This window comes from Actinotalea ferrariae, assembly GCF_019733465.1.
In the GTDB taxonomy this organism is placed as follows: domain Bacteria; phylum Actinomycetota; class Actinomycetes; order Actinomycetales; family Cellulomonadaceae; genus Actinotalea; species Actinotalea ferrariae_A.
In genome coordinates, this window is sequence record NZ_JACVQL010000065.1 from 1 (window position 1) to 12,592 (window position 12,592).

Genomic DNA, 12,592 nt, shown 5'->3' on the forward strand with positions numbered 1-12,592 from the left:
CCTGCCCCGGCGCCCGCGCCGGCGCCCGCACCTGCCCCGGAGCGGGAGGCCGCATCCGAGGCCGCCCCGCCGGCGCCGACGGCACCGCAGGCGCCGGTCACGCCGGGTGCCGACGCGGGCGAGGACCACGACGGCCTCACCGTGCTCAGCTCCGACGTCGCCGAGCTGCGCCGCCAGCTGCCGGAGTGGGCCGGAGACGCCGTGCCCGCGCTCGCCGTCCCGGCACCGCAGACGCCGCCGCCCGCCAAGATCCACCTGTCGTCGGGTCTGGTCGTCTCGCTCAACCGGCCCGTGCTGCTGGGCCGCGCGCCGCAGGTCTCGCGCGTCTCCAACAGCGAGCTGCCGCGCCTCGTCACGGTCGCGAGCCCCAACCAGGACATCTCGCGCACGCACGCCGAGGTCCGGATGGACGGCGAGGACGTGCTGGTCACCGACCTGCGCTCGACCAACGGCGTGCTCCTGCTCCGTCAGGGGCAGGGTCCGCAGCGGCTGCACCCCGGCGAGCCCACCGTCGTCGAGACGGGTGTCGTCGTCGACCTCGGTGAGGGCGTGACGTTCATCGTGGAGCGCGGCACGTGACCTCTCGGCGCGAGCCCTCGGCCCCGCCCACGATCCCCGGCTACGAGCCCGTCCGGCTGCTGGGGATGGGCGGGTTCGCCGACGTCTTCCTCTACCAGCAGCTCATGCCGCGCCGTGCCGTCGCGGTCAAGGTGCTGCTCGCGAGCCACCTCGGCGACGACGTGCGCGAGCGCTTCCGCGCCGAGGCCGACCTCATGGCGACGCTGTCCCACCACCCCTCGATCGTCACGATCTACCACGCCGACGTCGCCTCCGACGGGCGCCCGTTCCTCGTCATGGAGCTCTGCTCGCGGCCCGGGCTCGGGCAGCGGTACCGCTCCGAGCGGATGGGCGTCGCCGAGGTGCTGCGGATCGGCATCCGCCTCGCGTCGGCGGTCGAGACGGCGCACCGTGCGGGGATCCTGCACCGCGACATCAAGCCCGCGAACGTCCTCATCACCGACTTCGGCTGGCCCGCCCTGACCGACTTCGGCATCGCCGCGACGACGGGCTGGAGCCAGGGCAGCGCCGTCGGCATGTCGATCCCGTGGTCCCCGCCCGAGCTGCTGGCCGAGCACCCGACCGGCGACGTGCGCGCCGACGTCTACTCGCTCGCCGCGACCATCTACTCCCTGCTCGCGCGCCGGTCGCCGTTCGAGGTGCCGGACGGCACGAACACCGCAGCCGACCTCATCGCCCGGATCGAGCGCGGCGTGCTCCAGCCGACCGGCCGCGGCGACGTCCCCGAGAGCCTGCACGCCGTGCTGACCCGCGGCATGGACCGCACCCCCGAGCGCCGGCACCACAGCGCGCTCGCCTTCGCGCGCGCGCTCCAGCAGGTCGAGGCGGAGCTGATGCTGCCGCTCACGCCGCTGGACCTCCCCGAGGAGCCGTCGCTCCCGTCCGAGGACACGCACGAGCGCGAGGACCCCGCCGACTCGCAGGCCACCCGGCTGCGCCCGGTGCAGAGCGTCTCGCCCGACGCGCCGTCGGCGGTCACCGGCCCGCCGCCGCCCGCGCACGTCGGGATCCCCGGCCCTGCACCCCAGTTCCCGCAGCCGACGGCGCCCGTGCCGGCCGGCGCGCAGCAGGCGGCCGCCTCCGCCACCGGCGTCCCCGAGTCCTGGCAGGCGCCGACGGCGCCCGAGCCCGCGCCCGAGCTCGACCGTCCCCGCCGGGGCGCGGGCCGGGTCGTCGCGGGCGTGCTCGGCGGGCTCGTCGTCGCGGGGGCGCTCGTGGCCGGCGGCGTGCTCGCCTTCCGCCCGGACGCCGACGTCGAGCCGACGCCCGTGCCGACGACGACGGTCCCCGCCATCCGTGCGGTGCCCGCCCCCGAGGAGCTCGAGGGCGAGCTGCGGGACGGAGCAGCCGTGTTCACCTGGGAGAATCCGGAGCCGGAGGAGGGCGACAGCTACCTGTGGGGGTTGTCGCTCGCCGGTACGGAGCCCGAGCTGGAGCTGGTCGACGAGGAGACGGTGACCGTGACGCCCGTCGTCCCGGGCGAGCAGCTGTGCATCGAGGTGTCCATCGTGCGCACGGACGGACGGTTCTCCACGAACCCGGCCGTCGCGTGCGTGCAGGGATGAGGGCGGGCGCCCGCGGGGGCGCCGGACGGGACGGGTCGGACCGAGGACAGGGTTCAGACCGACGAGGCGGACGAGGACGAGGACGAGGAGAAGCGCAGGGATGAGCGGGACGGTACGGACCGCGGCACGCAAGGCCGCGCCCCGCCGACGGTGGATGGCGCCGGTCGGCGCCGTCGTCGTGCCCGCGGTCGTCGCCGTGCTCGCGCTCATCTACCCGGGCGTCCCCGTCTCCCAGGTCGACCTCAACGACGGGTCCGTCTGGCTCACGAACACCTCCGAGCGCAAGCTCGGCCGCTACAACGCCCAGGTCGAGGAGCTCAACGCGGGCCTCGTCACGCAGGCGCTCGAGTTCGACGTCGTCCAGGACGAGGGCCACGTGCTCCTCACCGAGAACGGCAAGGCGTCGGTCGTCGACCCGGCGAGCGTCACGCTCGCGGCCCAGGTCACGCTGCCCTTCGGCACCGTGACCAGCATGGCGGCGGGGACGGTCGCGGTGAACGCCGACGGCGACGTCTGGGCCCGCACCATGGCGACCCTCGGCACGCTGAGCACCGAGTCGCAGGACCCGGACCTCGAGCTCGGCCCGGGCGGGGTCGCCGTCGTCAGCCGCAGCGGCGAGCTGCTCGCCGCCGAGGCGGACGGCACGCTGCACCGCGCGACGGTGACGGACACCGAGGTCACGAGCGCCGAGGACGGGACGCTCGCGGGCGACCCGTCGGGCGGCTTCCAGCAGGTCACGGCCGTGGGCGACGTCCTGGTGGGACTCTCCGGCCGCACGGTGCACACCCCGTCGGGCGCGACGGACCTCGCCGAGCACGGCGCCGAGCTCGTGCTCCAGCAGCCCGGGCCGCGGTCCGACGTCGTGCTGGTCTCGACGCCGACCGCGCTGCTCGAGGTGCCGCTCGGCGGGGGCGCGGTGCGCGAGCACGAGTCCGGCGGGTCCGGCGAGCCCGCGGCCCCCGTCCGCGTCGGCGGCTGCGCGCACGCGGCGTGGGCGACCGGGACCGGCAGCTACCTCCAGCGCTGCGGCAGCGCGGACCCGGAGCGGCTCGACCTCGAGGGCATGACGTCCGCGGACCGGCTCGTCTTCCGGGTCAACCGCGACGTCGTCGTCCTCAACGACACGCTCAACGGACGCCTCTGGGTCCCGACCGAGGACCCCGAGCTGCGCGAGCCCAACTGGCAGGACATCGAGCCGCAGGAGGAGACGCAGGAGGACGACGAGCAGTCGGAGAGCCGCGACAGCACGCAGAACCTCCAGGCCGAGTGCACGGCGCAGTCCTCGGCGCCGTCGGCGGAGGACGACGAGTACGGCGTCCGGCCCGGCCGCACCATGATCCTGTCGGTCATCGACAACGACTCGTCGTCCGACTGCGGCATCCTCGCCGTGAGCGAGTTCGACCCGCTGCCCGAGGACTTCGGCGTCGTCGTGCCGATCTACGGCGGGCGGTCCTTCCAGCTCACCGTCGCCCCGGACGCGAGCGGCACCGCCGAGTTCACGTACACGATCGACGACGGCCGCGGCACGAGCGCACCCTCGACCGCGACCGTCCGCCTCACCGTGCGCAGCGACGCGGAGAACGGCGCGCCCGAGCAGGTGCGCGTGAGCTCGGTGACGGTCGAGCAGGGCGGCTCGGTCACGTACGACACGCTGCCCGACTTCCGCGACCCCGACGGCGACCCGCTCATCCTCGTCTGGGGCGTCGCCGAGGGCGGCGGCCAGGTGCGCACGCGCCAGGACGGCGAGCTGACCTTCCAGTCCGACGGCGGCACGCTCGGCCGGCAGACCGTGACGGTGCAGGTCTCCGACGGGCGCGAGGTCGTCGAGGGCACGGTGCACGTCGACGTGCGCCCGGCGGGCTCGGTCGCCCCCACGATCGACCCCGTGCACGCGGTCACCTACGTCGACCAGCCCGTCGTCGTGCGGCCGCTCGACAGCGTGCGCAGCTCGTCGCGCGAGCCCGTCCGGCTCGCAGGCGTCGAGGAGCTCCAGGGGGCGACCCTCGACAGCGACCTCGAGGCCGGCACGTTCACGTTCACGGCGCCCAACGCCGGCACGTACTACGTGACCTTCATGCTCGCGGCGTCGCCGCAGCAGGTGCAGGGCGTGGCGCGGATCGACGTCCGCGAGCGCCCCGAGGAGACGCCGCCGCCGGTCGCGGTGCTCGACCGCGCGCTCCTCCCGCCGGGCGGCGAGGTCACGATCGACCCGCTCGCCAACGACGTCGACCCCGCGGGCGGCGTGCTCGTGGTGCAGTCCGTCGAGGTGCCGGACGGGACCGGGCTGCGGATCGCCGTCGTCGGCCACCAGCTGCTGCGCATCGACTCGACCCGGGTGCTCGACGGCCCGGTGACGGCCCGCTACACGATCCACAACGGCACCATGTCCGCGACGGGCGAGGTGCTCGTGCTGCCCGTCCCGGCGTCGGCGACGCAGCAGCCGCCCGTCGTCCCGAACGTCAGCGTCTCGGTGCGCACGGGCGGGGTCGTGACGATCCCCGTCCTCCAGGGCGCGTACGACCCCGACGGCGACCGCCTCGAGCTCGTGCCCGAGCTCGCCGAGCCGCTGGGCCAGGGCGAGGGCCTCATGTTCGTCTCGGGCGACACGCTGCGGTACCAGGCGCCCGACCGGCCGCTCGAGGCGCACGCGACGTTCAACGTGCGCGACGCCGTCGGCAACGTCACCGCCGCGACGGTCACCGTGACCGTGCACGCGTCCGACCCGGGGTCGAAGGCCCCGCCGCGTCCGCGACCCCTGACGGCACGCGTGTTCGCGGCCGAGACCGTGCGCATCGAGGTCCCGCTCACGGGCATCGACCCCGACGGCGACGGCGTCTACCTCCTGGGCCAGGACCAGGCGCCGACCAAGGGCCGCATCGTCCAGCAGGGCGCCGACTGGCTCGAGTACGAGGCGCTCCCGGGCGAGTCCGGGACCGACACCTTCACCTACGCGGTCGAGGACTGGGTCGGGCAGCGCGCGGTCGCGACCGTCCAGGTCGGCATCGCGCCGCGCCCGACGACGTCGGCCGACGTCGTGAGCCGCAACGACGACGTCACGGTGCGTCCCGGCCAGCGCGTCGAGGTCCGCGTCCTGGCGAACGACGTCGACACGGGCGGCGGCGAGCTCGAGCTCGACCCCGACCTGGTCATGGCCGACGACGTCGTCGCCGAGGTCGAGGGCCGGCGCATCGTCGTCACGGCGCCGGACCAGCCGGGCGTCGTGCAGATCTCCTACACCGCCCGCAACAAGCGGGGCGGCCTCGGCACGGCGGTGCTCACCGTCGTCGTCGACGCCGAGGCGTCGATCCGGCCGCCCAAGGCCCGCGACGTCGTGGTCCCCGCGACGGACACGATCAACAAGACCGAGGTCGCGGTCGACGTCATGGCGCAGGCGGAGAACCCGTCCGGCCCGATGAGCGACCTCGAGCTCACCGTCCACCCGTCCGCGGCCGACGTCGCGTCCGTCGTGGGCGGCGAGGTGGTGGTGACGCTCGGCGAGACGGCGCAGACGCTCCCGTACGTCGTCACCAACATCAACCCCGCGGCCGACGGCGTCCACACGTTCGCGTTCATCACCGTGCCCGCGCTCGGCGACTTCCCGCCCATCCCGCGACCCGGTGCGCCCGAGCTGCGCGTGGTCGCCGGTGAGCCGCTGCGGATCGTTCTCGACGAGCACATCCAGGTGGCTCCTGGGCGATCACCCAAGATCACCACGCACGACTCGGTGACGGCGACGAAGTCGGACGGCACGCCGCTCGTGGTCGACGACCGCACGCTGACCTACACGGCCCAGCGCGACTACGCCGGCCCGGCGTCGATCTCGTTCGAGGTCACCGATGGCGCCCAGGGCGACCTCGACCTCCGGACCAAGGTCATGACGCTGCCCATCACGGTGCTCGCGGCCGAGGACTACCCGCCGACGTTCTCGCCGTCCGTGCTCGAGGTCGCGCCCGGCGAGTCGACGCGCGTCGACCTCACCGCGTTCACGTCGACCGTGGGCACGGACGCGGGGCAGCGGTACACCTACCGCGTCACCTCCGAGCCGCCGCTCGGGGTCACGGCGAACCTCGACGGCTCGGTCCTCACGCTCAGCGCGACGCCCGCGGTGCCCAAGGGCACGGTCGGCGGGCTGGGCGTCGAGATCGGCTACGGCGTGGACCGCGCCGTCACGGGTCAGCTGGACTTCCGCATCGTCGCGTCGTCGCGGCCGCTCGCGCGTCTCGTGGACCGCGTGGTGCCCGACGGCGTCGAGGGCGGCGCGTCGACCGTGTCCGTGCTCGACGGAGCCTTCAACCCGTTCCCGGACCAGCCGCTCACGGTCGTCGACGCGGTCGTCGAGACGCCGGGCGCCGGCACGGCCGGCGTGTCCGGCTCGCAGGTCACCGTGCGCCCCGCGGCCGGGTTCATCGGCCAGATGGTCACGCGCTACCGCGTCCGCGACGCCACGGGCGACCCCGACCGCGAGGTCGAGGGACGCATCACCGTCGTCGTCCGCGGACGGCCCGCGCAGCCCGTGGCGCCGCGCGTCGTCGAGGTGCGGGACCGCACGGTCGTCCTCGCGTGGGACGCCCCCGCCAACAACGGGGAGCCGATCACCGGCTACCGCCTCACGGCCCAGCCGGGCGGCATCGTGACGGACTGCGCGAGCACCACGTGCACGGTCGGCAACCTCACGAACAACCAGCAGTACGTGTTCACCGTGACGGCGCAGAACGCCGTGGGGACGTCCGACGCGAGCCCGCCCTCGCCGCCCGCGCGCCCGGACGCCAAGCCGTTCGCGCCCGCGGCACCGCAGACGCAGTGGGGCAACGCGTCGCTCACGGTCACGTGGCAGGCGCCGCAGAACCCGGGCTCGCCGATCGTGAAGTACGACGTCGAGATCAGCCCGGCGCCGCCCGGCGGCTCGCCGACGTTCTCCACGCCGGCGACGTCGCACACGTTCACGGGGCTGGCCAACGGCACGGCGTACACGGTGCGCGTGCGCGCCGTGAACCTCGCGCCGGAGCCCGGCGACTGGAGCGTCGCGTCGGCGCCGCAGGTGCCGGCGGCACCGCCGGACGCCCCGACGCTGCGGGCCCAGCGCTTCGACCAGAGCGTCTTCGGCGGCGGGCGCCTCGAGGTCTACTGGGACGACCCGGCCGGCAACGGCGACGCCGTCTCCCAGTACGAGATCCGGGTCAACCGCGGCACCGCCACGAGCCCGTCGAGCCGCAACGTCCACGTCGTCGACCCCGCAGGCCCGGGCACCTACACGTTCCAGGTCCGTGCCCGGAACAAGGCCGACTGGGGACCGTGGTCGGGGGAGCTGGTCGTCGAGCACGCCACCGTGCCGTCGGCACCCGGGCCGCTGACCGCGACCTTCGAGCCCGACAACGGAGCGGTGCGCCTGGACTTCGCCGACCCGGACTGGGCGGGCGGGCACAACGGCAGCTTCCAGGTCGCCGTCGACGGCGGCGGCTGGTCCGGCCTGCCCGGCAACCGCCGGATCACCGGCCTGTCGGCAGGCGCGCACTCGTTCGTGGTCCGGGCGTGCAACAACGAGGGCTGCGGCCAGCCGACGGGCTCGGCGTCGGCCGAGGTCCGCACGCGGCCGGGCGACCCGAGGCCGAGCGGCATCGCGCTGGACTCCGCGACGGCGCCGAGGACGTTCACGGCCACGTGGCAGCCGCCCAGCAGCACGGGCAACCTCCCGGTGCGCTACGAGTACGTGTACCGGACGGGTCGACCGGACCCGCGCCCGAGCGACCCCGACCGGCTGGACTGGTCCGGCTGGACGTCCTGGGTCGACGTCGGCGAGGCCACCACGTCGGGTGCCGTCGCGATCCCCGACCGCATCCTGCCGACGGGTGGCCGGATCGAGGTCGCGGTCCGCGCCCGCAACGACATGGGCTACGGCCCCGGCAACGCGGACACGATGACCGTCGACGTCCCCGCGCCCGCGCCGCCCGCCGGAGACGGTGGCGGTGGCGGTGGCTGAGCCGGCACCGGCACAGGAACCACCCGCACACCCACCCGCACAGGAACCACCGCAGGCACCACGGCCCGGACGCGTGCCGGCACAGCAGTACGCGACACAGCAGTACGGGACACAGCAGTACGCGACACAGCAGTGACGAGCACCACCGACAGGAGAAGACGCACGTGACGATGAGCCCTGAGCAGAGCGCCTGGTTCGCCGAGACCTTCGACGCGCTCGTCGCGAACGTGGGCCAGGCGGTCCTGGGCAAGGACCACGTGGTCCGCCTGGCGCTGACCTGCATGCTCGCCGAGGGCCACCTGCTCCTCGAGGACGCCCCGGGCACGGGCAAGACGTCGCTGGCCAAGGCGCTCGCGGCGACGGTCCAGGGCACGCACAGCCGGATCCAGTTCACCCCGGACCTGCTGCCGTCCGACGTCACGGGCGTGACGATCTACGACCAGAACACGCACCGGTTCGAGTTCCACCAGGGTCCGGTCTTCGCGTCCGTCGTCCTCGCGGACGAGATCAACCGCGCCTCGCCGAAGACGCAGTCCGCGCTGCTCGAGGTGATGGAGGAGTCGAAGGTCACGGTCGACAAGGTGTCCCACCCGGTCGGCCGCCCCTTCATGGTCATCGCGACCCAGAACCCGATCGAGCAGGCGGGCACCTACCGGCTGCCCGAGGCGCAGCTCGACCGCTTCCTCATGAAGACGTCGCTCGGCTACCCCGACCACGACTCGACCGTGCAGATCCTCGCCGGGTCGGCCGAGCGCGACCGCACGGCGCACCTCACGGCGAAGATCACGACGAGCGCCGTGGGCGAGATGGCCCAGCTGGCCTCCTCGGTCCACTGCGACGCGGCCGTGCTCGACTACGTCGCGCGGCTCACCCAGGCCACGCGCGACGACGCCCAGACGGCGCTCGGCGCGAGCATGCGTGGCGCGCTCGCGCTCGTGCGCTGCGGCAAGGTGTGGGCCGCCTCGCAGGGCCGCACCTACGTCATCCCCGACGACGTCAAGCTGCTCGTCGAGCCGGTCCTCGCGCACCGCGTCATCCTCGACACCGAGGCCGAGTTCGCGGGCGTGACCTCGACCCAGGTCGTCGGCCGCATCCTCGCCGAGACCGCCCCGCCGGCGGCGCGCGTCTGACATGCGCCTGCTCCGACCCGTCGGGCGTCTCCTCGCCCGGCTCGTGCACCCCGTCTCGCCGCTCGGCTGGGCGGCGCTCGCGTGCGCCGTCGTGCTCGGCGCGGGCGGCTGGTGGCTGGGCTGGGTCGAGCTCACGGTCGTCGCGACGGCGCTCGCGGCGGCGGTCGCGGTGTCGATCCTGCTGACCCTCGGTCGGTCGACCTACGCCGTCGACCTGGACCTCTCCGACAACCGGGTGACGGTCGGGCAGCGCGCCGTCGGGCGGCTGCTCGTGCGGAACACGTCGCGGCGGCGCCTCCTGCCCGCGCAGATCGAGCTCCCGGTCGGTCGCGGCGCGGCCGACTTCCACCTGCCGTCGCTCGGCCCGGGCGGTGTGCACGAGGACGTCTTCGCGATCCCGACGACGCGACGCGCCGTGGTCGTGGTCGGTCCCGTGCGGTCCGTGCGGGGCGACCCGCTGGGCCTCATGCGGCGGCGCGTGCGCTGGACCGAGCCGGTCGACCTGTACGTGCACCCCGAGCTCGTCTCTCTGGCGGGGGCGGCGTCGGGCGTGCTGCGCGACCTCGAGGGTCAGGCGACGCGCGTCGTCTCCGACTCCGACATGTCCTTCCACGCGCTGCGCGACTACGTGCCCGGCGACGACCGCCGGCACATCCACTGGAAGACGTCCGCGCGCATCGGCGAGCTCATGGTGTGCCAGTTCGAGGACACGCGGCGCACGCACACGGCGATCGCGCTCTCGACGTCGACCGACGACTACGCGAGCGCCGACGAGTTCGAGCTCGCGGTGGCCGCCGCCGCGTCGATCGGCGTGCAGGCCCTGCGCGACGAGCGCGACCTCACGGTGCTCGCGGGCGACGGGAAGCTCCGCACGGAGAACCCGCCGCGCCTGCTCGACGACTGCTCGACGCTCGAGGCCTCGGCGGCGGGCCGCGGCAGCGACCGGCTCGCCCAGTGGGTGGCCCGCGAGGCCGCCGACGCGTCCGTCGCGATCCTCGTCACGGGGTCGGTGCCCACGCGCGCCACCCTGCGCTCGTCCGCCGTGCACATCCCGGCCGGGGTGCGCACGCTCGTGCTCACGTGCGCGGAGGGCGGCGAGGTCGAGGTCGCCTCGCACGGCACGCTGTCGCTCGCTCAGGTGGGCTCGCTGCTGGACCTGCCGCGCGTGCTGCGCCGGGTGGTGGCCGGATGACCACGACGTCCCAGGCGACCGCCGCGCCGACGGCCCAGGCCCCCGCGACGCCTCCCTCGCCGCCGGGGCGCCGCACCCGGTCCGGCTCCGGCGCCGACGCACCGACCGCGCGCGCGCTGCGGCCCCGTACGACCCAACCGCTCCTCGACGGCGGCGTGCTCGCCGTCACGACCGGCCTCGCGCTGCTGCCGCTGGTCCCCGTCTACGGTCCGAGCGCGGCCCTCCCGCCGATCGTCGGTGGCGTCCTGCTCGGGTCCGCGAGCGCGCTGCTCGGCGCCCGGCGGCGGTGGGGCGTGCTGGTCACGGCCGCGCTCGCCGTCGTCGTCTACCTGCTCGCCGGCGCGGCGCTCGCCGCGCCCACGACGACGTTCTTCGGCGTCGTGCCGTCGCCCGCCTCACTGGTGCTGCTGCTGAGCGGCGCGGTGACCGTGTGGAAGCAGGTGCTCACGCTCGACCCGTCGCTCGGCGGCAGCGGCAACCTGCTCGTCGCGCCCTACCTGCTCGGCTTCGCCGGGACGGCGCTCGCCGTCAGCGCGGCGAGGCGCGCGACGGCGCGTCGGGGTGCGTGGGCCGCCGTCGTGCCGCTCGCCGTGCTGTGCCTCTCGGTGCTGCTCGGCACCAAGCAGACGGTCCTGCCGGTCGCCGCGGGCGTCGCCATGGTGCTGCTGCTCGCGCCGTGGGTCGCGCTGCACCGGGGGACGCTCGCGCCCCGGCGGGTCGTCTCGCTGCTGATCATGGCGGCCGTCACGGCGACGAGCGGCGTGCTCGCCGGCCCCGTCCTCGGTCACGACCGCCCGCGCTTCGTGTTGCGCGACGAGCTCGTGCCGCCGTTCGACCCGAAGGACCACCCGAGCCCGCTCTCGGGCTTCCGCGAGTTCGTCAAGGAGTGGAAGGACACGGACCTGCTCACGGTGCGTGGCCTGCCCGAGGGCACGCCCGTCCGGCTCGCGACCATGGACGCGTTCGACGGCGTCGTGTGGAACGTCGCGGGGTCGGAGTCCGCCGAGGGGTCGGGCCAGTTCCGGCGCGTCGGCGAGACGATCGCGACGTCGGTGCGCGGCGCGCCCACGCAGGTCGAGGTCGAGGTGCACCGGCTCCCGTCCGTGTGGCTGCCGACCGTGGGGTACGCCGAGCGGTTCGACTTCGCGGGCTCCGACGCGCTCGAGCTCGCCGGCCGGCTGCGCTACAACGACGCGACCGGCACCGCCGTGCTGGCCGACGGCATCCCGCAGGGGACCCGCTGGACGGCCGAGGTCGTGGTGCCCGAGGTGCCCGAGGACGAGGAGATCGGGACGGCGTCGGTCGGCTCGGTCCGCCTCCCGGAGCCTCAGGCGGTCCCCGAGGCCGTCCCGCTGTTCGCCGGTGAGCTCGCGGGCACGGCGACGTCGCCCGTGCTCATCGCCCGCACGCTCGAGCAGGGGCTGATCGAGCGTGGCTGGTTCAGCCACGGCATCACCGAGTCCGGCGACTACCCGTCGCTGTCCGGGCACGGCGCCAACCGCATCACGACGCTGCTCACCGACGACCTCATGGTCGGGGACAGCGAGCAGTACGCGTCCGCGATGGCCCTCATGGCGCGCGAGATGGGGCTGCCCGCGCGCGTCGTCCTCGGGTTCGTCCCGGACGAGGAGGAGGCCGACGCCGAGGAGCTCACCCTCACCGGCGACGACATCCAGGCGTGGGTCGAGATCTCGTTCGCGGGCCACGGCTGGGTGCCGTTCTACCCGACGCCCGACGAGTCGAAGACGCCGCGCGAGGACACGCCCGAGGAGCAGTCCGAGCCGCAGCCGCAGGTCGTGCAGCCGCCGCCCCCGCCGCAGGACCCGGTGACCCCGCCCGACGACGACACCGAGCAGCCCCGCACCGACACGCTGCCCCCGCCCCCGCCGCCGTTCAACGAGTGGCTCCAGCTGGCCGTCCTGGGCGCGGCCGTGGTCGGTCCGCTCGTGCTGCTGCTCGCGCCGTTCGTCGTGATCCTCGCGGCGAAGGGGCGCCGCCGGAAGCGGCGCCGGACGCAGGGCCCGGCGGTCGAGCGCGTCGTCGGCGGCTGGGACGAGGTGCTCGACGAGGCGCGCGACCTCCGCCGCCCGCCGCCCCCCCTCGCGACGCGGCGGGAGACCGCCGTCGCGCTCGCGGGCGCCTTCGCGGC

The 12,592-nt window shown here is 74.9% G+C and carries 6 protein-coding genes; all 6 read left to right on the top strand.

What is annotated here, in order from left to right; all coding sequences use genetic code 11:
• A partial coding sequence (locus ICW40_RS05970; protein ID WP_221652922.1) for an FHA domain-containing protein occupies nucleotides 1-579 on the top strand: 579 nt, incomplete at its 5' end.
• Nucleotides 576-2,144 carry a serine/threonine-protein kinase gene (locus ICW40_RS05975; RefSeq protein ID WP_221652923.1) on the top strand — a complete coding sequence of 523 codons (1,569 nt, stop codon included), beginning with the start codon at nucleotides 576-578 and terminating at the stop codon, nucleotides 2,142-2,144. The genes ICW40_RS05970 and ICW40_RS05975, both read left to right, overlap by 4 nt.
• A gap of 100 nt (nucleotides 2,145-2,244) precedes the next feature.
• The gene (locus tag ICW40_RS05980) at nucleotides 2,245-8,121 is read left to right on the top strand and encodes an Ig-like domain-containing protein (protein ID WP_221652924.1); all 5,877 of its coding nucleotides are present in this window, start codon (nucleotides 2,245-2,247) and stop codon (nucleotides 8,119-8,121) included.
• A gap of 170 nt (nucleotides 8,122-8,291) precedes the next feature.
• Complete coding sequence (locus tag ICW40_RS05985) at nucleotides 8,292-9,251, top strand: AAA family ATPase (protein WP_221652927.1); 960 nt, start codon at nucleotides 8,292-8,294, stop codon at nucleotides 9,249-9,251.
• Between the two features lies 1 nt (nucleotide 9,252).
• Entirely contained in the window at nucleotides 9,253-10,443 is a 1,191-nt protein-coding gene (locus ICW40_RS05990) for a DUF58 domain-containing protein (RefSeq protein WP_221652925.1), read from the top strand.
• Nucleotides 10,440-12,592, top strand: a 2,153-nt coding sequence (locus ICW40_RS05995) for a transglutaminase-like domain-containing protein (protein ID WP_221652926.1), incomplete at its 3' end; no start/stop codon positions are given. The genes ICW40_RS05990 and ICW40_RS05995, both read left to right, overlap by 4 nt.